We start from the raw sequence: 25,385 nt of genomic DNA, 5'->3' as shown, positions 1-25,385 counted from the left end.
GACGGATGAATGTGGAGCACGAGTGCCTGCGCCACTGCCACTCGTGCTCCGTACCGCCCCGCAACCTGCCTGCAACAACCCCTCGACAAACAAAGCATCGAGTCGTTGAAATCCGTGGGACCGTCCGATGTACGCGTCCAACTGGCCGAGGCGTACGGGTGCGATGCGAAACAGCACGATGAGCAAGCGGAGTATCTTCAGGCCTTGGACAGTTATGGCCAAGCCATTGAGCTGCTCGCGAAAATGGATGAGCCCGTGTATCAGGCATGGCTCGCTGATTGTTACCACAATCGGGCCTTGGCGATGAAGGTTGTTGAGGGGGTCGAAGCGGCCATATCCGACATGAGCCGCGCGATCGATATCCGCACGCATTTGTGCGGTGCCGGCACATCGAATGCCACGCTCCTGCTCAACCTGGTCATCGCCTTGATCAATCGAGGAGCTTCTCACACAATCCATTGAGGATTACTCCGACGAACCTGTAATTCTCGGAGAGTGCTATGGAATGCGTGCGATTTCGCGTTGGCACTTGCACGACAAGGACGGGGCGTTGTCTGATCTGGCTGATGCCATCCATATTCTGGAGCAGTTTGGGCAATGCGGTACGGACTCCGAGCCCGCCAGCCGGTACAATCGAGTAGGAGGGGGCGCCTAGCCCCCGTCCTCTCACACCACCGTACGTGCGGGTCCGCATACGGCGGTTCATGAAACACCACGAAGTGTAAGGTATCTCGCCTGAAGACTGCGCAGTCCCAGTTGTTCGAAGTACGTTTTGTCCATGGCCTGGTTCAGCATCCTCGCCATGAACCACGGCCCTCGCCGTGAATTGGCTGTCATGTGCACCACCCATTCCGGTTGCCCCAACGCGCGTAGCTCCCGATACCGCGTGCGCACCCGTTTCCATTGCTTCCAAATGCACATCCGCAGCCTGCGCCGGATCCATTCGTCGAACCGTTCGCAGTGCCGCTTCATCTCCGCCAGCCGGTAGTACGCCACCCATCCCATGATGTACGCGTTCAATTGTCTGATGCGCTCCGCGATGGGCATGCTTCGTGAGCGGCTGGTGATCTGGCGCACCCGCTCTTTGAACCGTTCGAGCGTCTTCGGTGCCAGGCGTATCGTGGCCAGCTTGTCGGGCAGAAAGCTGAATCCGAGGAACTTCAGTTTCCACGGCCGGTCTACCGCACTCTTCTCCTGGTTGACCTGCAGTTTCAGTGTCCCCTCCAGGTATCTGGTCAGTGACGCCATCACTCGCTCGCCCGCCCTGCGCGACTTCACGTAGACATTGCAGTCGTCCGCATAGCGGACAAACCGATGTCCTCGCTTCTTCAGCTCCTTGTCGAAGTCGTCCAGCATGATGTTGGCGAGCAGTGGGCTGAGGGGGCCGCCTTGCGGTGTCCCTTCCTCGTTGCGTACGACCACCCCGTCCGCCATGATGCCTGCGTTCAGGTAAGCCCGGATGAGCTTGAGCACCCGCTTGTCCTTGACCTTCCGTGCCACACGCGCCATGAGCTTGTCGTGGTTCACTCGGTCGAAGAACTTCGCCAGATCCAGGTCCACTGCCCACCGGTAACCCTGTTGAATGTATTGCTGTGCCCTGCGCACCGCATCATGGGCGCTCCGCCCCGGCCGGAATCCGAAACTGTTGTCGGAGAACTCCGGGTCGAAAATCGGGTTCAGCACCTGGAGTAGCGCCTGCTGGATGAATCGGTCGATCACGGTGGGGATTCCCAGTCCCCGCACCCCACCTCCGGGTTTCGGAATTTCGACCCGCCTGACGGGCTGCGGTTTGTAGGTCCCCGCCAACAGCTGCTGACGGATGTCAGCCCAGTGGGTCTGGATGTACGACCGTAGTTGTGTTACCGTCACGCCATCCACCCCTGGCGCCCCCTTGTTCGCCTCAACTCGACGAAGCGCCAAGAGCAGGTTCTCCCGCTCCAGCATCTTCTCCAGCAGGGAGTCACCCTCTTCGCAGGATGGGGTCTGCACTTGTGCCAACGACGAACTCGGCCCTCCAATCTCGGCCTCTCGCGGCTTCACCGCTACTCTCCGGGCGGAGGCCCCTTGCGGGGTATTCTGCTGTCGTCGCTCGTCGCATGAACGCATGTAGTCCATCCTCGTTTCATGTTCGGCCCTTCCGCGGGCGAGCGCTCGCCTACGTACTATGGCCTCTGCTGACTCCTGTCCGTTCAGCGCCGCCTCTCGACGGCGGTTACCGGCTCTGCCGGCGTACCGGACAGGCCTCCCCGGATAAGAACGGCCCCTTTCCTCTCATGCACCCGCCGCATTTACTGCCACAACCCTTGGCGACTTCGGACTTCGTTGTGCCTTGTCAACTCATCCAACTGTGACAGCCTCAGATGCGGTTCGTGTACCTCGGGTCGAGAGTTTGTCTCCAGCTTCCTTCGGATTCCACCTCACGATGGACACCCTTGCTCTTGGCTAACGGTAGGTATGTCGCCAACCCCCGTTCGGGACTTTCACCCTATAGAGACCGCCCATGCCGGGCGTACAAGACGAAGCGGAGGTGACCCGAAGTCACCTCCGCCTCACGCTCACTCACATATACGGCAGCGGGTTCACCGCCCGTCCGCCGATGCGCACCTCGTAGTGCAAGTGCGGGCCGGTGACGTTGCCCGTCGCACCCGAGTAGCCGATGAGCTGCCCCTTGGCGACGCGCTGCCCCACGTGCACGGCAGTGCGCGACAGATGGCCAAACACGGTCTCGATCCCGTTGCCGTTGTCGATCTTCACCCAGATTCCGTAACCGCCGCTGTTCCAGCCGGCATCCTCGACCGTGCCGTTGTTGGTGGCGTATACAGGGGTGCCGATCGGGCAGCCGATGTCGACGCCCGGGTGAAACTCACCACCGCCCAGCCTCCGGTACCCAAATCCCGAAGTGATGACGTAAGAGGGCGAGGGCCAGACCCAATTCCCGTCGGCGACGCCGCTGTTCGTCCCCCGCTTGGCCACCGCCTGCTGCGGCTCTTGGACCACCTGCTTGCTGACAACCTCGCTGCTGACCAGTTGGCCGTTGACATACCGGTCGCGGACCTGCTCCTTCGCCACCCCTGGTTTGCCCGGCGTGACGACCTTGACTTGGCCTTTGGCCATCTGATTGTCATCGACGTAACGTGTCGTGTACGGCAGCGTGACGGTCTTGGTCACCACCTGTTCGATCTCCACCTGGAGCAACGGGGCCGGCGCATCTGGCCCGGACAGTGCTTTTACCCCTGCGCGCCCGGCGCCCACCGCCTGGATCAACGATTCCTCCCCGCGCCCCGACAGCCGGTTGCCGCCGCGGTGCAAGAGTACGCCCGCCGCCGCCTCCGGAGACAGGATGTTGGAGATGGCGGTCTCCACCGGCACCACCGCGACGTCCCCGACGAAGCGCGCATGGGCGTCAGCCGGCAGCTTCGCCGGCGTCAACGCCGCGCGCACCGTCTCCAGGACCTGATTCGCGTCCTCCGCGGTCCGGGTATACACCAACGGCCTCCCATTCAAGGCGATGGCCACGGCATCGGTCGGCATGGATGCCACCGTCTCCCAATCGTAGCCTGCCGCGACATGTGTATGGACCGGGGCAAAACGTACGTCCACATGGTACCCAAGGGCAATCCGCTGCATGGCCTGAGTTGTGTCCGGTTCATTGGGAACCATGCCGACATACGTCCCGTCCGTGTATACCCGCGCCCACGCCTGGGTAGTCCCGATATGCGCCAACGCCGCGTACGAACCGCCGAGCAACAGCGCCGCGCCCGCAGCCGACGCCAAGGCCAGACGGGGATGCGATACCCGCTGCCACTGATCCTTCCAGTACGCCTTCCACTCCGACCACTGTTCCTTCGCCTGTGCACCGAGTTTCTGTCTCCAACTCGCCTGTCCGCTGGCAGGTGCCAACCCCGCAACCGGGCTGGCGGATGTCAGCCTCACAAACTACCCCTCCCCCGTCGACCTGCACTTCGGCCGAGGGAGAGAATTCGACAAAGACCGCCAAAATCCTGCTTCGTTCGCGAATTTGACACGAAGTCCACCAAAAAACGCCGCAGATCGGCGTCAATCGGGATCCATCTGCTCCTCAATCGCGTCGGCCAGCTGTTCCGAGAACTGCTGCGCTGCGTTGAACCCGATGCGCTTCAAGCGGTGGTTCATCGCCGCCACCTCAATGATCACGGCCAGGTTGCGGCCGGGCCGCACCGGAATGGTCAACGACGGCAGATCCGTGTCGAGGATGCGCACCGTCTGCTCGTCGATGCCAAGGCGGTCGTACGCCACGTCGTCCCGCCACGCCTCCAGGTGGACCACCATCGCCAGCTTCTTGTGGGTGCGGACCGCCCCCGCCCCGAACAGGGTCATCGCGTTGAGCACCCCGAGCCCGCGGATCTCGAGCAGGTATTGCAACAGCGCCGGTGCGCTGCCGACGAGCGTGTTGTCCGAAACCTGCCGGATGATCACCGCGTCGTCCGCCACCAGCCGGTGGCCGCGCTTGATCAGCTCCAGCGCCGTCTCACTCTTGCCAATACCGCTCGATCCGGTGATGAGGATCCCGATCCCGTATACGTCGACCAGCACCCCGTGCACCAAGGTCTCCGGGGCCAGCCGCTCCTCCAAGAAGGTCGAGATGACGGACGCCGCCCGAGTGGTCACGTGCGTCGTGCCCAACACGGGCAGCCCGCGGCCGGACGCCTCCCGCAGCAGCGACTCCGGCGGCGCCTCGCCGCGGGTGACCACGACGCACGGCGTCTGTTCGTAGGAGCAGAACGCGAACACCCGGAGGGCCTGTTCGCGGCTGTCCATGCCGCGCAAGAAGGACAGTTCGGTGCGGCCAAGCAATTGAATCCGTTCGGCCGCGTGATAGCGGAGGTAACCGGCCAGGGCCAAGCCCGGCCGGTTGATGTCGACCGTCGTGATGGGGCGGTTCAGATTGGCATCCGGGTTGAACACCGTCAGCCCGAGCCCGCGAACCAATTCATGGACAGGTACAGCGCGTGGTCTGCTCATTTTACGGTCGCCGGCTCTGCGGCGAACGGCACAGCCTCCTCGGTCTCCTGATTGAAGATGTGGAGCTTGTTCAGGTCCATCGCCAGTCGCAGCGGGGTGCCGGGATGCATGTCGTAACGGGCGCTGACGCGCGCAACCAGCGGCTGCCCGGAGGCGTCCACATGCAGGTACAGCTCAGACCCCATGTGTTCGACGACCTCGACCCGCGTGTTGACCACCGCGTCCGGGTACGTCTCCAGGGTCAGCTCATCGGAGTGCAGGTCTTCCGGACGCACCCCCAACACCACCGGTCCGCCGACCACCCCGGCCTGGCGCAGCGCCGCATAGCGGCCTTCCGGCAGGCGGATGGAGATACCCGTGGTGCGGAAGTAGATGCTGCCACCCTCCTCTGCCAGCTCTCCACGGATGAAGTTCATGGCCGGCGATCCGATGAAGCCCGCGACGAACATATTCTTGGGGTGATTGTACACCTCCTGAGGCGTGGCTTCCTGTTGAATGACACCGTCACGCATGACCACGATGCGATCCCCCATGGTCATGGCCTCCGTCTGGTCGTGGGTGACGTAGATCACCGTCGTCTGGATGCGCTGGTGCAGCTTCCGGATCTCAGCCCGCATCTGCACCCGCAGCTTGGCGTCCAGGTTGGACAGCGGTTCGTCCATCAAGAACACCGCCGGCTCGCGGACGATCGCCCGCCCCAAGGCCACCCGCTGCCGCTGGCCGCCGGAGAGCGCCTTCGGCTTCCGGTCGAGCAGGTGCTCGATGTCGAGGATCTTCGCCGCCGCGCGGACGCGTTGATCGATCTCCGATTTTGGCATCTTGCGCAACTTCAGGCCGAAGGCCATGTTCTGATACACGGTCATGTGCGGATACAGAGCGTAGTTCTGGAACACCATGGCGATGTCGCGGTCCTTCGGCGCGACGTCGTTGACCCGCCGGTCCCCGATGTACAGGTCGCCGGAGGTGATGTCCTCGAGACCAGCGATCATCCGCAGCGTCGTCGTCTTCCCGCACCCGGACGGACCGACGAATACGACGAACTCCTTGTCCTGGATGTCCAGATTAAAGTCTTTCACCGCCACGAAATCGTTGTTGTACTTCTTCCACACGTGCTGCAGCTGTACGCGAGCCACTCCGCCATCCCCCCACAAAGCGCTTTCAATGTTTTGATTCTAGTCTACCAACGACGGACGCTTGCGCGGGACGTGCAGACTGCACCTGCCTTGGGCCGCCGCCTGTGCAGGTTGTTCAGGGCCGCGGCGCATCCGGCGCAGAGGATTGGAGGCGGCTGGCCAGCCACAACACCAGGGCATCCTGAAAAGTGCGTACGTCGTATCCCGTCTGCTGACGGATCCGCTCGATGCGGTTCATCAGGGTGTTCCGATGCAGATACAGGAGCCGCGACGCCTCGCTGACGTTCAGATTGGCCGACACCATGCCTTCGAGCGTCTCCATCATCTCCCGGCTCAGGGACAGGACGCCCTCCGGGGCGCGCTGCGAAGCGGCCGCCAGAAAGGCCGACCTGGCCGCGCCCCCCACCTGCTGCAAGAGGTGGCCGACCGGGTCTTCACCCCAGGTGTACACCAGGGCCTGTCTCCATCGGTCCTGAACCTCGACCGAGGCGGCCAGCGTGGTCATTCCCCAACGCCAATGCTGCGGCCCGTCCATCCATGCACCAGCCGCCACCCGAGCCGACACCCAGGCGTCGGCGGCGAGGACGTCGAGCAGGCTGTTCAGGCGCTGGCGCAACCACCGCCGTGCCTCTTCGGCCCCGGACCTGGTGGCCCGCCCGTCCAGCGGGATCAGGAGCAGTGCGGCCCATCCCGGATCCGCGGGGACCCAACCGATGACCTGGTCTCGCACCAGCTCCGCCAACACGTCCCGGGCGGCCGACCGGCCCGTGTCCCCGTCCATCCGCAGGCAAGCGAGACAAGCCGGAAACGGGATCTCCTCGTCCGGCCACAACAAGGCGTCGGGCACCGCAGGATCGGCTGCTCCAGGCCGTGGGCCGTCTACCGCTGCGGACGCGGTTTCCAGCCGCTCTTCGGGCGCTGATCCCGGTCCTGCCTGGCGCGCCGCGCGGTACAATACACGAGCTGCCCAAGTGCAGACGGCCTCCCGCCAGGCCTGGCGCCGGGCGGCGTGGGCTTGGCGCAGCGTCAACGCGAGGGCCGAGCGGGCCGCGGCATCACCCGCCCAACCGGGAAAGGTCACCTCCCCGGCCCATCCCAGCGACAGCCGCCACTCGTCATCCTGGCGCCGCCACTGGCCGACCGGGCGGGGAGGCCGTGCGCCAGGGACTCGGCCGACCCCACCGCCGGCATGGCCAGAGGTGCCGCCCTCCGCGTCGATCCCATGCCACCGCCACTCGTATCCGAGCACCGGCGCCCAGGCGCGCAGCGGCGTCTCCCACCAGGCGTCCGGTTTCATACCGTGCGCCGGGCCGGCTCGGCCGCCGGCTGCCGCCCCCGCGCACGGGCGCGATCGCGCTCGAGAATCGGCCCGAGGAACCGCCCGGTGTGAGACTTCTTCACCCGCGCAACCTCCTCTGGGGTGCCGGTGGCCACCACCTGGCCACCGCCGGCGCCGCCCTCCGGACCGAGGTCAATCAGGTGGTCCGCTGTCTTAATGACGTCCAGGTTGTGCTCGATGACGAGCACCGTGTCGCCGTTGTCGACCAACCGGTGCAGCACGAGCAGCAGCTTCTCGATGTCCGCCACGTGCAGGCCGGTGGTCGGCTCATCCAGGATGTACAGCGTGCGGCCGTTGCTCCGTCGGTGCAGCTCGGAGGCCAGTTTCACGCGCTGCGCCTCCCCGCCCGACAAGGTGGTCGCCGGTTGGCCCAGCTTCATGTAGCCGAGCCCCACGTCCGCCAGCGTCTGCAGCTTGCGCGCGATGCGCGGGATGTTCTCGAAGAACTCAAGCGCGTCGTCCACCGTCATGTCGAGCACGTCGGCGATGCTCTTGCCCTTGTACTTGACCTCGAGGGTCTCGCGGTTATACCGCTTGCCCTTGCACACCTCGCACGGCACGTACACGTCGGGCAGAAAATGCATCTCAATCTTGATGATGCCGTCGCCGCGGCAGGCCTCACAGCGGCCGCCGCGCACGTTGAAGCTGAAGCGGCCCTTCCGGTAACCGCGCATCTTTGCCTCGTTGGTGCTGGCGAACAAATCGCGGATGTCGTCGAACACCCCCGTGTACGTGGCCGGGTTCGAGCGCGGCGTGCGGCCGATGGGGGACTGATCGATATCCACCACCTTGTCCAGGTGCTCCAACCCGAGGATGGCCTCGCAGGCGCCTGGCCGCACGCGGGCCCGGTTCAGGTCGCGGGCCAGGGTCTTGTACACCACCTCATTCACCAACGTCGATTTGCCCGAGCCGGACACGCCGGTCACGCACGTGAACAGGCCGATGGGGATGTCCACCGTGATCCCCTTCAGGTTGTTCTCGGTCGCACCGACGACACGCAGGAAGCGTCCATCCGGTTGGCGGCGCTTCTCCGGCACCGGGATGAACCGCCGCCCGGACAAGTATTGTCCGGTGAGCGAGCGCTCGTCCGCCATGATCTCCTCCGGCGTCCCGGCGCTGACCACCGTGCCGCCGTGCATGCCCGCCCCTGGGCCCATGTCGATGATGTAATCGGCCGCCAGCATCGTGTCTTCGTCGTGCTCCACCACAATCAGGGTGTTGCCCAAGTCGCGCATGTGCTCCAGCGTCCGGATGAGCCGCTCGTTGTCCCGCTGGTGCAGGCCGATGCTCGGCTCGTCGAGGATGTACAGCACCCCGGTGAGACTCGAGCCCAGCTGCGTCGCGAGCCGGATCCGCTGCGCCTCCCCGCCCGACAGGGTCCCTGCCGAACGGGCCAACGTGAGATACTCCAGCCCCACGTCCCGCAGGAAGCCGAGCCGCGCCTCGATCTCCCGCAGGATCAGGCGGGCGATGGCGAACTCCTTCTCGCTGAGTTTCAGATTCCCGAAAAACGCGAGCGCCTCCGTCACCGACAGCTCCGTCACCTCGGCGATGTTCTTCCCGCCCACTCGTACCGCCAGGCTCTCCGGCCGGAGCCGCCGGCCTTTGCACGCAGGGCAAGGGTGCGAGGTCATGAAGCCCTCGATGAATTCGCGGATGGAATCCGACGTCGTCTCGCGATACCGCCGCTCCAGGTTCGGGATGACGCCTTCGTACGGAATCTCCGTGGTCTTGACCTGGCCGAATTCATTCTCGAAGGTGAATCGGATGCGCGCCCCGTCGCCGTACAACAGGCGGTGCAGCTGCTCCTCCGGGATCTCCGCCACGGGAACGTCCATCGGGATGCCGAAGGACTTGCAGGCCGCTGCCAACAACTGCGGATAGTACGTCGAGGTCGTTCCGAGCCATGGCGCGATGGCCCCTTCCTCCAAGGTCACGCTGCGGTCCGGGATCACCAGGTCCGGGTCCACCTCCATGTGCACCCCCAGGCCGCTGCACGATTCGCATGCGCCGAACGGGCTGTTGAACGAGAACATCCGCGGCGCCAGCTCCCCGACGCTGAAGCCGCAGTTGGGGCAAGCGTTGTTCTGGCTGAACAACAGCTCCTCCCGGCCGATCACCTCGATCAACACCAATCCGCCCGCCAGGCCGAGCGCCGTCTCCAGGGAATCCGCCAACCGGGTCGACACGTCCGGACGGACGATGATGCGGTCCACCACCACCTCGATGTTGTGCTTCTTGTTCTTCTCCAGCGGGATGGGCTCGGCCACCTCACGCACCTCGCCGTCCACCCGCACCCGGACGTATCCCATCTTGCGGATGTCCTCGAACAGCTTCTGGTGCTCGCCTTTCCGTCCGCGAACCACCGGCGCCAGCACCTGCAGACGCGTGCCCTCCGGGTACTCCAACACGCGATCCACCATCTGCTCCACCGTCTGCGAAGTGATCGGGATGCCGCACTTCGGGCAGTACGGGTGTCCGACGCGCGCGAACAGGAGCCGGAGATAGTCGTAGATCTCCGTCACCGTCCCCACCGTGGAGCGCGGGTTGCGGCTGGTCGTCTTTTGGTCGATGGAGATGGCCGGCGACAGCCCTTCGATGCTGTCGACGTCGGGCTTGTCCATCTGCCCCAGGAACTGCCGGGCGTACGCGGACAGAGATTCCACGTACCGGCGCTGCCCCTCCGCGTAAATGGTGTCGAAGGCCAACGACGACTTGCCGGACCCGCTCAATCCCGTCAGGACGACGAATTGGTTGCGGGGGATGGTTACGTCGATGTTCTTCAAGTTGTGGGCGCGCGCGCCCTTGATCACGATGGCGTCCCGACTCATCGATTTCCCCCTCTTCGGATTCGGCTCGGATCCAGCGGACACTCCGCTCCGCTTCGACTCTGACGAGAGCCGCTTCGCGGAGTGTCCGCTGGATTCTGGGATAAAACGTGGTTCGACTACTTGCTTGCACCTATCCGGCGCGCTCGGACAGTTCGATGATCAGATCGCGCAGCTCGGCGGCGCGCTCGAACTGCAGCTCCTTGGCTGCCGCCTTCATCTCCGCCTCGAGCTTGGCGATCAGCTGCCTGCGCTCCTTGGCCGACATCTGCTTGGCCTGTTCCGCCACCGACACGTAGTCCGATTTGCTCTCCGCCGCCTTGGTCGCCTCGATGACGTCCCGCACCGCCTTCTGCACCGTCTGCGGCGTGATGCCGTGCGCCTCGTTGTACGCCATCTGCTTGCGCCGGCGCCGCTGCGTCTCCTCGATGGCGATCCGCATCGACTCCGTGATCTGGTCGGCGTACATGATCACCATGCCGTTGGCGTTGCGGGCCGCGCGTCCGATGGTCTGGATGAGGGAGCGTTCGGCGCGCAGGAAGCCCTCCTTGTCCGCATCGAGGATAGCGACCAAGGACACCTCCGGCAGGTCCAGCCCCTCGCGCAACAGGTTGATGCCGACCAACACGTCGAACACCCCGAGCCGGAGCTCGCGCAAGATCACCATCCGCTCGATGGTCTTGATGTCCGAGTGCAGGTAGCGCACCTTGATGCCCAGTTCCTTCAGGTAGTCCGTCAGGTCCTCCGCCATCTTCTTGGTCAGCGTCGTCACCAGGACTCGCTCGTTGCGGCGGATGCGCTGGTTGATCTCGCCGACGAGATCGTCGATCTGACCCTGGATGGGCCGCACGACGACCTCCGGATCGAGCAGGCCCGTCGGCCGGATGATCTGCTCCACCCGCTTCTGCTCGTGTTCGATCTCGTAGGGCCCCGGCGTGGCCGACACGTACACCACTTGGCCGACGCGCTGCTCGAACTCCTCGAACGTCAGCGGCCGGTTGTCCGCCGCCGAGGGCAGGCGAAAGCCATATTCAATCAACGTCTCCTTGCGCGACCGGTCGCCACCGTACATGCCTCGGATCTGGGGTATGGTGACGTGCGACTCATCGATGAACGTGACGAAGTCGTCCGGGAAGTAGTCGAGCAGGGTGTGCGGCGGCTCCCCGGCCGCCCGTCCCTCCAGGTGGCGGGAGTAGTTCTCGATCCCGGAGCAGAACCCCATCTCCTGCATCATCTCGATGTCGTACATCGTCCGCTGCTCCAATCGCTGCGCCTCCAGCAGCTTGTTCTGGGCGCGCAGCTCCGCCAGCCGCTCCGCCAGCTCCTCTTTGATGCGCGCAATGGCACGCTCCAGCCGCTCGCGCGAGGTGACGTAGTGGGAGGCCGGATAGATGCCGACGTGCTCGCGCACGCCGAGGATCTCGCCGGTGAGCACGTCGATCTCGGTCACCCGGTCGATCTCGTCCCCGAACAGCTCCACCCGAATCGCCTGCTCCCCGCGAGAGGCAGGGAAGATCTCGATGGTGTCCCCGCGCACGCGGAACGTCCCTCGGGTGAAGTTGATGTCGTTGCGCTCGTACTGCATGTCGACCAGCCGACGCAGGATGTCCTCGCGGCTTTTCACCATGCCCGGCCGCAGCGACAGCACGTGATCGCGGTATTCGTCCGGCGAGCCGAGGCCGTAGATGGCCGACACGCTCGCGACCACAATCACGTCCCGCCGCTCCAGCAGGGACGCGGTCGCCGAGTGGCGCAGTTTGTCGATCTCGTCGTTGATCTTGGCGTCCTTCTCAATGAACGTGTCCGTCGACGGAATGTACGCCTCCGGCTGATAGTAGTCGTAGTAACTCACGAAGTATTCGACCGCGTTGTGCGGGAAGAACTCTTTGAACTCCGCCGCCAGCTGGGCAGCCAGCGTCTTGTTGTGCGCAATCACCAGGGTCGGCCGGTTGATGCGGGCGATCACGTTCGCCATCGTGAACGTCTTGCCCGATCCCGTCACCCCCAGCAGGGTCTGGTGACGCAGACCCTGTTGCAGGCCATCCACCAGTTCTGCGATGGCCTGCGGTTGATCCCCTTTGGGCTCATACTCAGAAACCAGCTCAAAACGGCCATCCTTCGCAGACATGCGGATCGCCCCTCGTACGCTGTGTCCCAGGATCCCGGCGCCGCGGACCAGGCCGGAACGACCGGATGCGAGTGCACGGAAGCACCGGCACCCCGCGCCGGGCACAGCATCATGATATCCGTTTCATCTTACCATAAAAACAAAAACGGGAACAAATGTTCTCTCGTGTGACGGGGCGGTGCCGCGTACGCGAGGAAGAACTACGGGAGGACGAGATGCCGGCCGGCGCGGATCATTCCCCAGCGGATGACGCGTTCCCCGCCGCCGGCCCGGCTTTCGCCGCATTGGATGCGCTGGACGCGTTGGCGGCTGAGGTGATCCCCGTGGGATTCGCGTCCGAGCGCAGGATGACGATGTTGACGCGCCGGTTCATCTGCCGGTGCGCCTCCGTGTCGTTCGGCGCCACCGGGTGATACTCACCGTACCCCACTCCGCTCAGGCGATCCGGCTGCACCCCAGCGGCGGCCAAGAAGTGCACGACGCCGATGGCGCGGGCGGCCGAGAGCTCCCAGTTGGACGGAAACTGCGGAGTGGAGATCGGCTGGTTGTCCGTGTATCCCTCGACCACAATCGCATTCCCGAGCGTCTGCAGGAACGGCACCAGGCCCTGCAGCAACTCGCGCGCCTGCGGTTTGATGACCGCCTGCCCGGTGTCGAACAAAACCACGTCCCGAAGCGTGATGCGCACCCCGCGCGGCTCGTTGGCGATGGTCACGTTGTCCTGCAGGTGGTGTTGCTCGATGTACGCTTTCATCTGATTGTACAGGTTGTCCAGTTGTTGGTCGTGCGGTTGCTCCGACGCCCCCGTGTTCGCCTTGTCACCCGTGTCCGTCGGATTGGCGGGAACGACCAAGCCCGTCTTGCCCAGGTTCTTTAAAGGGATCTCGTGGTCCTGGTGCAAGGCCGCTGCCAGCGACTGCTGCAGCGTCATGAACTTTGCCACGTCCACCTTGGACATGGCATACATGATCACGAAAAAGATCATCAGCAGCGTGATCAGGTCCGAGTATGTAATGAGCCACCGCTCATGGTTGCCGCTTGCACCGTGGAGATTACGCCTTGGCCGTCTCAACCCCTGCGTCACCCGCCTTTTCCGGCTTGTGCTGCCGCACGGACGGCGCCAGGAAGGCGCGCAGCTTCTGATCCAGGATCTTCGGGTTCTCCCCGGCCTGGATGGATAAGACGCCTTCCATGACGATCTCGTAGATCAGCCGCTCCGCCTGGTGTTGCCGGCGCAGCTTGTTGGCGATCGGAAGCCAGAACACGTTGGCCGTCGCCACGCCGTACAGCGTCGCGGTGAACGCCGTGGCGATCTGCGGGCCGAGCGCATCGACGTTGCTGAGATCGCCGAGCACGTGCACCAACCCCATCACGGTGCCGATGATGCCCATCGTCGGGGCGAAACCGCCTGCCATCTCGAAGACGCGCGCCGCCGACTCGTGCCGCTCCTCGATGTACGCCAGTTCAATCTCCAGCATGTTCTTGACCAGCTCCGGGTCGACCCCGTCGACCACCAGCTGAATGCCCTTCTGCAAAAACGGATCGCTGGACTCCGCGGCCCGGTCCTCGAGCGCCAGGATGCCCTCCCGGCGGGCCGTCGCGGCCAGCTCGACGAGTGTGTCGATGACGTCCAACGGAGACCGCTGCCGGTTGCGCATCGACACCCCGATATACCGAATGATCGCAAAAAAGTCGCGAAGCGACACCGAGGCCAACGTGGCGCCCAACGTCCCGCCCAGCACAATCAGCGCCGCCGTCGGTTGGACCAACGCGGTCACGGTGCCCCCATCGAAAGTGAATCCCAACACCAGGCTCGCCACCGCGGCGGCGATACCGGCAATCGTCGCCAGATCCACCGGTCTTCCACCCCTCCCCAGCCGCCGGTCACTCAGCGGTCTCATGCTTCATGAGGTCAGACTGCCGCTGGCCTCATCCATGGGCACTTGCGCCCCGCGATCGCCCGCCGCCAGCCGAAGGCCCACCGTCTGCAGCAGGCCGCTCGGAATCGGGCGGTAGCACGGCTGATTCGGATCCTCCGGCACCAACAACAGGCCCAGTTTGACCCGTTCGCCGTCATACACCGGCTTCCCGACCAGCCGTGCCTCCCCGCGCCGGTCGACGACGCGCAGCTTGGCGTACGCCGGGTTTTGTTCGAACGCGAAGTGCAGGTCGTACCCGGTATGCACCGGGACCTGATTGACGTGTGTGATCACCTCGCCCGGCACCAGCCCCATCGCCCTGGCGAGTGACCCTGGGAGCGTCGCCAAGACGCGGACCCCGTCGAGGGCCGGCGCGTACTGGGGATCGCTCGCGCCCTCGGCCCGGTCCACCCACAGGCGCACTGCCTCCGCACCCAGAGCACCCACCCATAGCGCCGCGTTCGCCCACACGGGTCCCGCCTGCATGGCGGCGAACGCCCCCGCAGCCAGGACCACTGCCACGGCCAGGTCCCGCAGGCACACCACCGTCAACACGCGGCGTGTCGACAGACCTGCGAACACGCCGCCAAACCCGATGAGCACGGGCAGCGCTGTGAAGCCTTGGCCGGCCACGTACGGAAGGCTGGCGATGCCCGTCACACCTCCCGCCATCGGGATCCACACTGGCGCCACAAACGCCAGTTGAATGGCGAAGGCGCCGATGGCGCGCCCGCGCCTGGACAGGACGTACACCGGGCGCAGCCAGCGCGTGCGGAAAAGCGCCAACAGAAGCGCCTCGCACAGCATGACCCCCGCCAGCAGGCCAGCCCAACTGGCGGCGTCGAATCCAGCGATGGCGGCCCATACGGTGCCCAGGGCTTCCGCCCACGGAGCACCGGCGCCCGGATGCCATCCGGATGTCCCGGCCGCGAAAGTTCTCGCCGTCCCCGCCCCGAAGGCGCTCGCCACCTGAGACGCCGCCGCACACACCGCCGCGCCGTACAGGGGCGACAGCCACCGGACGCGCACCAACCCAAGCAGCAGCACCGCAGCCGTCACGACCCCCACTTCACCCGGCGCGGCCCCTGCCCCGATGACCGCGTTCCACACGCTCATCAAGCATCCCGCTGCCAACGACAGGCCGGCCAAAAGCAGGAGGTGGGCCCTTCGGCGCGTCACCCGTACCCCGAAAAAGGCACGCTCGTGCCGCGCGTTGCGCCACACGTCCCAGATCACCAGCGCCGCCCCCGCGTACAGCAGAGGGTTCACCAGGAGCCGGGCCAACCCCGGCCACAGGGTGCGGAGGATCTGGCCCGCCGTGAAGCCGTCCACCATGGCTCACTTCCCTTCCGCTCGCTGCAGTTGTTGGGCGACCGACTGGGCCTTCTTCAGCTGGGCATCCGCACCGTCCACCGGATCCGTGGGCTGCAGCCCCTTGCCGTGAATCCAGGCACCGTTCGGCGTAAGCCATTTTCCGATGGTGTATTTCAGTGCGCTGCCGTCCGGGAATGACTGGGTGTCTTGAACCGTCCCTTTCCCGAACGATCGCGTGCCCACCAACGGGGCCCCGTTGTCGTCGTGCAGCGCCGCCGCCAGGATCTCCGCGGCGCTGGCGGTGTTCTGGTCCATCAGGACGACCACCGGAAGGTCGAGCCCCGGCCCTTTGGACGTCAGCACCTCCTGATGCCCCTGGCGGTCCTCCGTCTTGGCGACCACCTTACCTTTGGCGACGAAATCGCTGGCAATGTCTACTGCCTGGTCCAGATAGCCGCCGGGATTGCCGCGCAGGTCGACGATGATGGACCGGGCCCCCTGCTTGCGCAGGTCCGCCAGCGCCTGTGCGACCTCGGAAGCCGTGTGTTCCGAGACCACCGCAACCTCCAGGTACCCGACGTGGCCCGGCATCATCTGGGTGAACACCGTCTGCTGGGTGACCTTTCGCCGTGTCAGCTTGACGTCCCACGTCCGATTGTTCTCGCTCGGCCTGCGCAGGGTGATCGTCACCTGTGTGCCCTCGGGGCCCAGGATGGCCTGGCTCACTTTGTCCAACGGCCATCCGGTGACGTCCTGCCCATTGACCTTGACGATCACGTCGTGTGCCCGCAGCCCTCCCTGTTCCGCCGGAGAGCCGTGCTGCACGCTGACGATCACCGTGTCCTCGCCAGACTTCTCGACCGACGCCCCAATACCGACGTAGGCTCCCTGGAGCATGTTCTGGAAGTTCTTCGCATCCGCCGGCGGAAAGTACGCTGTGAACGGATCCCCGGTGGCATTGGCCATCCCCTGCACAGCACCGTCGAGCAGAGTCTGGCCCGTCAACGGCCGGTAATATCGATCCCGCAGGTCCTCATACGCCGTGTAAAACTTGCGGAACGACGCGTCGTGCAGCGAAGCGTCAAACGGCACCCCCATGCCTTTGAGGACGACCAGGGTCGCCGCCACCCCTGCGAATGCACCGGCCAAAACCGCGCCCGCGACGACGCGGAAGGAAGTTGTGTGCCTCTCCATGTCTCCAGCCCCAATCTCCCGGCTGCGCGGCCGCTGCCCAGCGGGCCGCAAACGTCTACAACCCGGGCGGTCAGATGCGCAGGAAGCGGCGGATGGACACGATACCGCCCCACAGGCCGATGAACAACCCGAGCCCGAACAGCACCTCCGCCAGCGTGCCCGCCAGCCGATCGGCGGAGATCAGCGGAAACGCCAAGGCCAGGAAGGACCCGTCGAACCGCGCGTACAGCGTCCGGTAGCCGAATACGATGACGACGAACGGGATCAGGGCGCCGATCAAGCCAATCAACAGGCCCTCCGTCAGGAACGGCCAGCGGATGAACCAGTTGGTCGCGCCGACCAATTTCATGATCTCAATCTCCCGTCGCCTGGAGAAAATCGTAATCCGGATAGTGTTGGAAATCAAAAACATCGCCGTGATAACCAACCCAACGACGAACGCCAGGCCGATATTGCGAACCAGGTCGAGGAAGCGGAACAGCTTATCCACCACCTCCTTGCCGTCGTTCACCTTCTCCACGCCTGGCATCTGGGCGATCCGCTCGCCGATGGCGAGCGTCTGTCGGGGATCGTCCGCTTTGACGACCACCTTTGCCGGGAGCGTGTTCTTCTGCGACAACCCGCCCAAAATGTCCTGATATTGGGATCCGAGTTCCTGCTTGAGCTGTTGGAAACCCTCTTCTTTCGAGATGTACTCCGCCGACTTGACCCCGGGCATCGCGGCGATCTGCTGGGTGATCTGCCGCGCTTGGGCGTCCGAAACGTCGTCCTTCAGAAAAGCGCTGACCTCCAACTGCCCCTGCACATAATTCGACATCTGTTCCGCGTTCAAGGCGATCACCAAGGTGACGCCCAGGATCAGAAGCGTGATGGCCACCGCGCTGACCGACGCAAACGTCATCCATCCGTTGCGCAAGAGGTTTTTGAACCCCTCGCGCAGGTGCCTGCCCATCATTCTAATCGTCATACCCATACATTCCTTTGTCTTCGTCCCGCACGATGCACCCCGCTTCGATGGCGATGACCCGCTTGCGCATCGTGTTGACGATCTCGCGGTTGTGCGTCGCCATCACAATGGTCGTGCCGCGGTCGTTGATGCGCTGGAAGAGCTTCATGATCCCCCACGAGGTGTCGGGATCCAGGTTTCCGGTTGGCTCGTCGGCGATGATCAGCTGCGGATTGTTGACGATGGCGCGCGCCACGGCGATCCGCTGCTGCTCGCCGCCCGACAGCTGTGCTGGAAGCAGGTCGGCTTTGTCGGCCAAACCCACCCACTCCAAGGCGTCCTTGACGCGCCGCCGAATGTACTTCTTCGGCGTGCCGATGACCTCCAGTGCGAAGGCCACGTTCTCCGCCGCGGTCAGGTTCGAGAGCAGTTTGAAATCCTGAAACACGACTCCGATGTGACGGCGCAGCAACGGCACCTTGCGGTCCTTCAACCGTTCGATGTTAAATCCGTTGACAAACAGATGCCCCTTCGTAGGCCGTTCCTCGCGGTACATCAGCTTGATGAACGTCGACTTTCCCGCGCCGCTCGGACCCACCACATAGACGAACTCGCCTTTGCCGATGCGGACCGAGATCCCGTTGAGTGCCCACGTCCCGTTGGGATACTGCTTCCAGACATCCTGCATTTCGATCATCGAGGCCGGCACTCCTTCAAAAGGTTCTCCCAGACACGCGAAAACGTCGAAGCGAGTCTGGGAACCACTTCGACGTCTTTCGGCAAAATCCTGTTTCCAATTTGATGCGCCGTTTCCGCTCCGGAGGCTGGCCGCGCAACGATCCGTCACCCCTCCCCCGGCGATCCCCGCAGGGGATTGCGGTTCGACAGGCTCTTCAACACCTCCGGGTTTGCTCCAAGTCCGTCACCGGTTGGCGTTGGTTCGGGTCCCGTTCACTCCCGTTGACCGAGCGGACGGTCTGCACCAACGTGTCCGCCGTGACCGGTTTGAATAGGTAGTGGCGGGCTCCCGCCCGCATGCAGCAGCGGACGTATTCGACGTCGTTTTGGACCGACAGCACGATGACCGACACTGCTGGGTATTGCCGGCAGATCCGCTCCGTCGCCTCGACCCCGTTGAGCACCGGCATGTTGATGTCCATCAGCACCACGTCCGGCGCCATCACCGCCAGCTTCTTTAAGGCTTCGGCGCCGTTCTCTGCCTCGGCCACCACCTCGATGTCCTCCGCCATCGCCAACAGCATCCGAATGCACTGGCGCGTCTCGGCGGAATCGTCGACAATCATCACCCGTACCCTCTCTGCCATCGGATCGCCCCCGTTTCCCGGCCTCTTTCAAACCAGCCCCATCGTCCGCCCCCGCTCGTGCGAACCACAACGGCCCCGAGACAGCTACCCAACCGTTCATCCCCGGGATCAAAAAATGTCCTACCCATGTGCCGCGCCCACAGGTAGGACAGGGTAACCGTGTCAGCTCGATTGGTTGTTGATGTTGTTCGTTATGTGGCTGAAGAGGCTGCTCAAGCCGTGCCCCATCCCGCAACACCCTCCCCGTCTGAATTCATCATAGACGGGCTCATCCGGCGGCGACAGGGAATTTTGTCCTGATCGAAGGGGGACTTTTGTCCCGGATCTGAAAGGTAGCGGTACAGGAAAGGGGATGGCGCTGAGGCGTGGTCAGTGCGGGGGATCCACGCCGCGCGACGCCGCCGTCGAGAGATGGGCGCCGCGCTTCCGACACGGGTACAGGAGGTCAGCGCAGCTGGGCATTGCCGGTGCGAATGGCCCACAGGACGGCCTGGGTGCGGTCGTTGATGCCGATCTTGGCGAACAACGCCGACCACATGTTGCGCACCGTCTTCTCCGCCAAGCCGAGGACGTCAGCGATCTGCGTGTTGCTCAGCCCATCGGCCGCAAGTTGCAGCAGCATGCGCTCCCGTTCTGCCAATTGAACATGCGCGTCCCACTCGCGCATGGGGTAGAGCGGCTTGCGCAACTCCGAGAGCACCATCGGCGTCACGTGAGGTTGGAGATACGAGCGTCCCTGGACGATGGCACCGAGTGCCCTCAGCAAGCCCTCTTCGCTGACGGACTGCAGAAGATACCCGTTGGCCCCCGTCCGCAGCGCACGCACCACATCCGATTCGGTGGTGCGCAGGTGGAGCAGAAAGAGGATGCGCAGATCCGGATCGATCTTGCGTAGGCGGCTGAAGAACGGCCGGTACGATTCAGCCGCGGGATCGAAGTCCAACATCAACACATTGACCTCGCCGGGCCGCGCTGGCGTCATCTGACGGAGGACCTCCTCGGGGTGCGTGAACGAGCCGGCGTAGACGTACTCCGGTTGCGTGTCGATGAGGATCTGCAGCCCCCGCTGCAAAAGCGGCTGGGCCATCAGGGTGAAGACGCGAACGGTGGGCATGTCCTTCTGTCCTTCCGCACTCGATTCGTCGGCGCCGGGCGAGCTTGTCCGACAGAGGCCGCCCGACTCTTCATACAACGGATTCGATGCGCCGCTATCCGGTGTGTCCGCCGCCAATTGCGCATCTCGTCCGCCGCAGTGGCCGCCGCGGCCGGCGACCATGCGGGGCGCCTCGCCCAACGGCTATCTTATCGAATCAGAGCGAAAGTTGAAAATGGAAGCACACGGAGGCCGCGTGGATTCGGCTGGGTCGGCGCAGGTCTCGGGCGCCTGCTTCGGGCTCCGCGTCGGAGGAGCGTAGCGCCATCGGCGGCCCCGGGGGATCAATCGATGAATGGGGTGCCGATGAATCGGATGGTCAGGGCGGTAGTGAACGAATTGTACTAAACAAACCGGAGTCGCCAGCGGCTAGCAACGAATTCGTATTTATACGACTGGTACGGGGCATAAATAGCAACCGTCTTGCATTTTACCAGGCTGACCAGAGTCACCAGCCGCACCGTTAACGTAACGGAACCACCCTATCCGACCAGCCTGAGCCCAAGTTAACATCAAAACGTTGTGTATCGTAGCGTGTTCCCCGCTGCGTAACACCAAAACACCACTGGCCCCCGGCCCTCGCGCGACACAACGGAAGGCGTGTAGGGAGGCAGCCCCCCTCCCCGGCGGGGTACGCAGCCAAGCTGTGGTGTCAGAACGCCCCCCGGCGCAGGCACCCGGACACTCGGGTGCCGGCCTTGGGTCTCCTCAGTGCGAGTCATGTCCGGGCGATCCGGACGTCCCCGAGGACCACCTCGCCGGACGCTCGAATCACCCGCCCACGCACCGGGCGGCGGCTTCCGCCGCCGCCCCCGCCTTGCTGCCCGCCTCAGCGGATCCGGTCTCTTCCGGGCGGCCGGTGGCTTCCGCCCACACGGCCGCCCGGTCCCAATCAGCCATGCCGACCCCCGTCACCGGGCGACCCCGCCGGATGGCCACCAGGCCGGTCCAGCCCTGGCCCCGCCATGCCATCCCGGGTCGCCCCGTCCTCCGCCGCGGCGGTGCCCGACTCCCGCACCTTCAGGGCCGTCTTCAACGACGCCAGCGCACCGAGCACGCCGATGGCCTCCGACGGCACGATGAGCGTCGTCGCCTGGCCGTTCGCTACCCCCTGCAGGGCCTCAAACGACTGGTACGTGAGCACGTTCGGATCGAGCTGCGCCGCTCGCAACATCTCGATGCGGTTTTTCTCCGCCTCCGCCACCAGCCGGATGGCCGCCGCGCGGCCCTCCGCCTCCAGCTGCTGAGCCTGCCGCAAACCCTCGGCCTGGCGGATCTTCGACTCCCGCTCGCCTTCGGCGATCAGGATGAGGCTCTGCTTCTCGCCCTCCGCCTTGAGGATGGCCGCCTGCCGCTCGCCCTCCGCCTGCAGGATGCTGGCGCGCTTCTCGCGCTCGGCCTTCATCTGCTTCTCCATCGCGTCTTGGATCTCTTTCGGCGGCTTGATGTCGACGATCTCGACGCGGTCGATCCGCACGCCCCACGACTCCGTCACCTCGTCGAGCGCCGACCGCAGCGCCAGGCTGATCTTGTCCCGGCCCGCCAGCGTCTCGTCCAGCTCCATGTGGCCGACGACCTGGCGGATGTTGGCCGCCGTGATGTTCTGGATGCCCTGCACCACATTGGCGATGTTGTACGTGGCCATCTTCGGATCGGTCACCGTGTAAAAGAACACCGTGTCGATCTGAATCTGGACGTTATCCTTCGTGATCACCATCTGCGGCGGCACCACCACCTGCTGCGTGCGCAGGTCGATCACCCGTACCACCCGGTCGATAAACGGGATGATGAGGTTCACGCCCGGATGGAGCGTGGCGTGGTACTTGCCGAGCCGCTCGACGATCGCCACCCGCTGCTGCGGGATGATGCGGATGCCGCGCAGGATGACCAGGATGACGAGGATGACCAGGACGACGACGACAATGGTTCCAACCATCGCTACTCCTCCTCTGCCGGTTCGACGGTGAGGACCGTGGCGGTGGCATCACGCACCACAACCGCCTGTCCCCTGCGCAAGGGATGCCTGGACCTGGCGCTCCACAGCTCACCCTGTACCCGCACCATGGCGAACGCCCCCGGCTGGGCTTCTTTGACCACCACGCCGCGCTTGTCGATCATCGTCTCGCGCCGCTCCGGGTACGTCCGGCGCTGCCGCCACCGGCGGACCAGCGGGCGCGTGGCCACCAGCAACACCACGCTCACCGCCGCGAACAACAAAAGTTGCCCCCAGAGGTTGCCGACGAGCGGCGACAGGATGGCCGTCACAAATGCGCCCAGCGCAATCCACAACAGCACGAACGTGAAGGTGGCGACCTCGACGATCCCGATGGCAAACGCGACAATCAGCCAAATCCACCAGGCCACGCCATCTCCTCCTCGATGTGCGGGCCTATACGGTCCCCACAGGGGACCAGGCCCCTTTCACATGTGGAATCCAGCGCGGCCCGGCCGGCCTGACACCGGTCACGCCGATCGTTTTCCGGAGCCTGACCGAGGAATTCTGCCCGGCCACGAAGCCCTTCCCTGCCGCGCCGTCACGCTGATCTTCGCATATTTTTACCAGATTGACCACAGCCAGTAGCCGCTGCCCGGAGAGGATTCAGGCGGCCCTCGAACCGCACCGCACGGCGACCTGCTCTATCTCCGTCTCTCTCCCTCAAGCTCGCTCAATCTCTGCGTATCTCCTCTTCCGCCTCCGACCACTTCGCCAGTCGATCCCGCCGAACCCGCGCCGCCACCCCGGCCAAGGGCGGGACCGCAAGAACCCCCGGGCGGAGGAATTCGACCGGCGGATCGATGACATCCTCGTCGAAGTAGCGAGCGCTCGGCGCCGTATCCCCCGGCAGGGTGAAACCGGGGAGTGCTGTCAGAACGATGTTGTGCAGGCGCCCGATGCCCGTCTCGAGCATGCCACCGCACCACACCGGGACACCGTGCGCCCGGGCCACGTCGTGGATGGCGACGGCCTCCGCGAAGCCGCCGACACGGCCGACCTTGATGTTGATCACGCGGCAGGCGCCCGCCTCAATGGCCTTGCGCGCGTCCTCCGCGGTGTGGATGCTCTCGTCCAGGCAGATGGGCGTCTGCAGTTGGCGTTGGAGAGCGGCGTGATCGAAGATGTCGTCGTGCGCGAGCGGCTGCTCCACCATGGTCAGGCCGAACTCGTCGAAGCGGCGCAGGTGGTCCGCGTCCGCCAGGCGGTAGGCGCTGTTCGCGTCGGCCATCAACGGCAGATCCGGGAAGGCCCGCCGAATGGCCGCCAGCGGCTCCAGGTCCCAGCCGGGCTTGACCTTGACCTTGACGCGCGCGAACCCCTGCGCCACGTACCCTTCAATCTTGTTCAACAGGGTCGGGATGTCGGGCTGGATGCCCACGCTGATCCCGACCGTGATCTCGTCGCGCACGCCGCCGAGGAGACCTGGCAGCGGCTGCCCGGTCTCGTTGGCCCAACAGTCCCACACCGCCATTTCGATGGCCGCCTTCGCCATCCGGTTCCCCTTGAACGGCGCGAGCGCCCGGCTGACCCCCCGGACGTCATCCAGGGAGTCGAAGGACAGCGCGAGCACCCGCGGCACGAAGTACTTTTTCAGCATCAGCCAGGCCGTGTCGGCCGTCTCCTCGTTGTAGAGCGGGTCCGACATCGCCACGCACTCGGCGAAACCCACGGCACCCTCGCGCGACCGGACCTCCACCACCACGACGTCCTTATCCTGCTCGCGCCCGAAGGACGTCTCGAACGGCTCGCGCATCCGCATCTTCAGCCAGCGCAGCCGCACCGATTCCAATTTCATCTCGTTCCCTCCTTCAACCCCGCACCTGTCCCGTCCCGCGCACCACGTACTTGTACGTCGTCAGCTCCGGTAGGCCCATCGGCCCGCGCGCGTGCAGTTTCTGCGTGGAGATGCCCATCTCCGCCCCGAAGCCGAACTCAAACCCGTCCGTGAAGCGCGTCGACGCGTTGTGGTACACAGCCGCCGCGTCCACCTTTGCCAAGAACGCCTCCGCAGCCGTCTGATCCTCCGTCACGATCGCCTCCGAGTGGCGCGTGCCGTGGCGCTCGATGTGAGCGATGGCCTCGTCGAGGCTGTCCACCACGCGCACCGCCAGGATGAGGTCCAGGTACTCCGTATCCCAATCCGCCTCTGCGGCCGGAACGACGCGTTCGATCCCGCCGCCCGCGGCCCCGAGCACCGCGAGCGTCCTCGGGCACGCCCGGATCTCGACGCCCCGTGCGGCCAGCGCCCGCGCCACGCGCGGCAAGAATGCCTCCGCCACCGCCTGGTGCACGAGCAGGGTCTCGGCCGCGTTGCACACCGAGGGACGCTGTACCTTCGCGTTGACCACGATCGCCTCCGCCATCTCCAGGTCAGCCGCGCGGTCTACGTACACATGGCAGTTGCCGACACCCGTCTCGATCACCGGGACCAGCGCCCGCTCCACCACGCGCGCGATGAGACCGGCGCCGCCGCGGGGGATGGCGAGATCGACCAGACCCTTGGCGCGGATGACCACGTCCACGGAATCCCGGTCGGTGCAGGTCACCAGTTGCACCGCCTCCTCCGGCAAGCCCGCCCGCGCGAGGCCCACCCGCATGGCCGTCACCAGGGCGGCGTTCGAACGCAGGGCCTCCTTCCCGCCGCGAAGCACCACCGCGTTGCCCGTCTTCAGGGCGAGCGCCGCCGCGTCGACCGTCACGTTCGGGCGCGACTCGTAGATGATGGCAATGACGCCGAATGGCACCCGCATCCGCTCGATCCGCAGGCCGTTGGGCCGCGTCCAGGCCGCGTCCACGGTGCCCACCGGATCGGGCAGCTCGACCACCTGCCGAAGCGACTCCATGATCTGCTCCATCCGCCGCTCGTTGAGGATCAGCCGATCCACCCGGCTCGCTGCCTCACCCGCCGCCCGCGCACTCGCCACGTCTTCCGCGTTGGCCGCGAGAATCGCTTCCCGATCCGCCCACAGCGCGTCCATGATCGCGCGCAGCGCCTCGTTGCGCCGATCCGATCCCAAAACGGCCAGCGCCCAGCTCGCCGCCTTGGCCGCGCGAGCCTGATTGAGAATCACCTCAACCTGTTCCGCCGACAGCGCCACGACCCATCCCC

21 protein-coding genes are annotated in these 25,385 nt (G+C 65.0%); 1 reads left to right on the top strand and 20 read right to left on the bottom strand.

Going from position 1 to position 25,385, the window contains the following annotated elements; translation table 11 throughout:
- Positions 1 to 9: 9 nt before the first annotated feature.
- The gene (locus N687_RS0114980) at positions 10 to 462 is read left to right on the top strand and encodes a hypothetical protein (protein ID WP_029422628.1); all 453 of its coding nucleotides are present in this window, start codon (positions 10 to 12) and stop codon (positions 460 to 462) included.
- Between the two features lie 240 nt (positions 463 to 702).
- On the opposite strand, the gene ltrA is transcribed toward N687_RS0114980, so the two are convergent.
- The 20 genes from ltrA to N687_RS0114880 form a co-directional block, all read right to left on the bottom strand.
- Positions 703 to 2,106, bottom strand: coding sequence for a group II intron reverse transcriptase/maturase (gene ltrA / locus N687_RS0114975; protein ID WP_029420938.1), 1,404 nt, complete (start codon positions 2,104 to 2,106; stop codon positions 703 to 705).
- A 453-nt stretch (positions 2,107 to 2,559) separates the two neighbouring features.
- Positions 2,560 to 3,933: a peptidoglycan DD-metalloendopeptidase family protein gene (locus tag N687_RS22400; RefSeq protein ID WP_051663300.1), complete on the bottom strand. Its 1,374-nt coding sequence runs from the start codon at positions 3,931 to 3,933 to the stop codon at positions 2,560 to 2,562.
- A 123-nt stretch (positions 3,934 to 4,056) separates the two neighbouring features.
- On the bottom strand, positions 4,057 to 5,001 hold the full coding sequence (gene hprK / locus N687_RS0114965; protein ID WP_029422626.1) for an HPr(Ser) kinase/phosphatase: 945 nt from the start codon (positions 4,999 to 5,001) through the stop codon (positions 4,057 to 4,059).
- Positions 4,998 to 6,134 carry an ABC transporter ATP-binding protein gene (locus N687_RS0114960; RefSeq protein WP_029422625.1) on the bottom strand — a complete coding sequence of 379 codons (1,137 nt, stop codon included), beginning with the start codon at positions 6,132 to 6,134 and terminating at the stop codon, positions 4,998 to 5,000. Before N687_RS0114960 ends, hprK begins: the two co-directional genes overlap by 4 nt.
- A 115-nt stretch (positions 6,135 to 6,249) precedes the next feature.
- Positions 6,250 to 7,431, bottom strand: coding sequence for a PucR family transcriptional regulator (locus N687_RS24865; protein WP_029422624.1), 1,182 nt, complete (start codon positions 7,429 to 7,431; stop codon positions 6,250 to 6,252).
- Positions 7,428 to 10,304, bottom strand: a complete 2,877-nt coding sequence (uvrA, locus tag N687_RS0114950) for an excinuclease ABC subunit UvrA (protein ID WP_029422623.1) — start codon at positions 10,302 to 10,304, stop codon at positions 7,428 to 7,430. Before uvrA ends, N687_RS24865 begins: the two co-directional genes overlap by 4 nt.
- Positions 10,305 to 10,434: 130 nt before the next feature.
- Entirely contained in the window at positions 10,435 to 12,429 is a 1,995-nt protein-coding gene (gene uvrB, locus N687_RS0114945) for an excinuclease ABC subunit UvrB (RefSeq protein WP_029422622.1), read from the bottom strand.
- Between the two features lie 232 nt (positions 12,430 to 12,661).
- The gene (locus N687_RS0114940) at positions 12,662 to 13,501 is read right to left on the bottom strand and encodes a flagellar motor protein MotB (protein WP_231493491.1); all 840 of its coding nucleotides are present in this window, start codon (positions 13,499 to 13,501) and stop codon (positions 12,662 to 12,664) included.
- Positions 13,482 to 14,285: a flagellar motor protein gene (locus N687_RS0114935; RefSeq protein ID WP_029422620.1), complete on the bottom strand. Its 804-nt coding sequence runs from the start codon at positions 14,283 to 14,285 to the stop codon at positions 13,482 to 13,484. The genes N687_RS0114940 and N687_RS0114935 overlap by 20 nt, the downstream gene beginning before the upstream one ends.
- A 48-nt stretch (positions 14,286 to 14,333) precedes the next feature.
- Complete coding sequence (locus tag N687_RS0114930) at positions 14,334 to 15,680, bottom strand: PDZ domain-containing protein (protein WP_156040169.1); 1,347 nt, start codon at positions 15,678 to 15,680, stop codon at positions 14,334 to 14,336.
- Between the two features lie 6 nt (positions 15,681 to 15,686).
- A complete protein-coding gene (locus tag N687_RS0114925) occupies positions 15,687 to 16,856 on the bottom strand; it encodes a S41 family peptidase (RefSeq protein WP_051663299.1) in 1,170 nt (389 codons plus the stop codon).
- A gap of 70 nt (positions 16,857 to 16,926) precedes the next feature.
- Positions 16,927 to 17,823 carry a permease-like cell division protein FtsX gene (gene ftsX, locus N687_RS0114920; protein WP_029422617.1) on the bottom strand — a complete coding sequence of 299 codons (897 nt, stop codon included), beginning with the start codon at positions 17,821 to 17,823 and terminating at the stop codon, positions 16,927 to 16,929.
- A complete protein-coding gene (gene ftsE, locus N687_RS0114915; RefSeq protein ID WP_029422616.1) occupies positions 17,813 to 18,499 on the bottom strand; it encodes a cell division ATP-binding protein FtsE in 687 nt (228 codons plus the stop codon). Before ftsE ends, ftsX begins: the two co-directional genes overlap by 11 nt.
- Positions 18,500 to 18,695: 196 nt before the next feature.
- A complete protein-coding gene (locus tag N687_RS0114910; protein WP_081841440.1) occupies positions 18,696 to 19,127 on the bottom strand; it encodes a response regulator in 432 nt (143 codons plus the stop codon).
- A gap of 445 nt (positions 19,128 to 19,572) precedes the next feature.
- Positions 19,573 to 20,403, bottom strand: coding sequence for a LuxR C-terminal-related transcriptional regulator (locus tag N687_RS0114905; protein WP_029422614.1), 831 nt, complete (start codon positions 20,401 to 20,403; stop codon positions 19,573 to 19,575).
- A gap of 648 nt (positions 20,404 to 21,051) precedes the next feature.
- A complete protein-coding gene (locus N687_RS25190; RefSeq protein ID WP_269320501.1) occupies positions 21,052 to 21,180 on the bottom strand; it encodes a hypothetical protein in 129 nt (42 codons plus the stop codon).
- Complete coding sequence (locus N687_RS0114895) at positions 21,173 to 22,216, bottom strand: SPFH domain-containing protein (RefSeq protein WP_081841439.1); 1,044 nt, start codon at positions 22,214 to 22,216, stop codon at positions 21,173 to 21,175. The genes N687_RS25190 and N687_RS0114895 overlap by 8 nt, the downstream gene beginning before the upstream one ends.
- A gap of 2 nt (positions 22,217 to 22,218) precedes the next feature.
- Positions 22,219 to 22,644 carry an NfeD family protein gene (locus N687_RS0114890; RefSeq protein WP_029422612.1) on the bottom strand — a complete coding sequence of 142 codons (426 nt, stop codon included), beginning with the start codon at positions 22,642 to 22,644 and terminating at the stop codon, positions 22,219 to 22,221.
- 302 nt (positions 22,645 to 22,946) lie between these two features.
- The gene (menC, locus tag N687_RS0114885) at positions 22,947 to 24,071 is read right to left on the bottom strand and encodes an o-succinylbenzoate synthase (protein WP_029422611.1); all 1,125 of its coding nucleotides are present in this window, start codon (positions 24,069 to 24,071) and stop codon (positions 22,947 to 22,949) included.
- A 13-nt stretch (positions 24,072 to 24,084) separates the two neighbouring features.
- On the bottom strand, positions 24,085 to 25,368 hold the full coding sequence (locus tag N687_RS0114880; RefSeq protein WP_029422610.1) for a glutamate-5-semialdehyde dehydrogenase: 1,284 nt from the start codon (positions 25,366 to 25,368) through the stop codon (positions 24,085 to 24,087).
- Between the last annotated feature and the right edge of the window lie 17 nt (positions 25,369 to 25,385).

The sequence above is a fragment of the Alicyclobacillus macrosporangiidus CPP55 genome (assembly GCF_000702485.1).
GTDB lineage: Bacteria > Bacillota > Bacilli > Alicyclobacillales > Alicyclobacillaceae > Alicyclobacillus_H > Alicyclobacillus_H macrosporangiidus_B.
This window is presented reverse-complemented; position numbering and strand designations above follow the sequence as displayed.

Coding starts and splice junctions, on each gene's coding strand:
- N687_RS0114980 (WP_029422628.1), top strand. CDS start 10: ATGTGGAGCACGAGTGCCTGCGCCACTGCCACTCGTGCTCCGTACCGC.
- ltrA (WP_029420938.1), bottom strand. CDS start 2,106: ATGCGTTCATGCGACGAGCGACGACAGCAGAATACCCCGCAAGGGGCC.
- hprK (WP_029422626.1), bottom strand. CDS start 5,001: ATGAGCAGACCACGCGCTGTACCTGTCCATGAATTGGTTCGCGGGCTC.
- N687_RS24865 (WP_029422624.1), bottom strand. CDS start 7,431: ATGAAACCGGACGCCTGGTGGGAGACGCCGCTGCGCGCCTGGGCGCCG.
- uvrA (WP_029422623.1), bottom strand. CDS start 10,304: ATGAGTCGGGACGCCATCGTGATCAAGGGCGCGCGCGCCCACAACTTG.
- uvrB (WP_029422622.1), bottom strand. CDS start 12,429: ATGTCTGCGAAGGATGGCCGTTTTGAGCTGGTTTCTGAGTATGAGCCC.
- N687_RS0114925 (WP_051663299.1), bottom strand. CDS start 16,856: ATGGAGAGGCACACAACTTCCTTCCGCGTCGTCGCGGGCGCGGTTTTG.
- ftsX (WP_029422617.1), bottom strand. CDS start 17,823: ATGACGATTAGAATGATGGGCAGGCACCTGCGCGAGGGGTTCAAAAAC.
- ftsE (WP_029422616.1), bottom strand. CDS start 18,499: ATGATCGAAATGCAGGATGTCTGGAAGCAGTATCCCAACGGGACGTGG.
- N687_RS0114910 (WP_081841440.1), bottom strand. CDS start 19,127: ATGGCAGAGAGGGTACGGGTGATGATTGTCGACGATTCCGCCGAGACG.
- N687_RS0114905 (WP_029422614.1), bottom strand. CDS start 20,403: ATGGTCGCCGGCCGCGGCGGCCACTGCGGCGGACGAGATGCGCAATTG.
- N687_RS25190 (WP_269320501.1), bottom strand. CDS start 21,180: ATGGCTGATTGGGACCGGGCGGCCGTGTGGGCGGAAGCCACCGGCCGC.
- N687_RS0114895 (WP_081841439.1), bottom strand. CDS start 22,216: ATGGTTGGAACCATTGTCGTCGTCGTCCTGGTCATCCTCGTCATCCTG.
- menC (WP_029422611.1), bottom strand. CDS start 24,071: ATGAAATTGGAATCGGTGCGGCTGCGCTGGCTGAAGATGCGGATGCGC.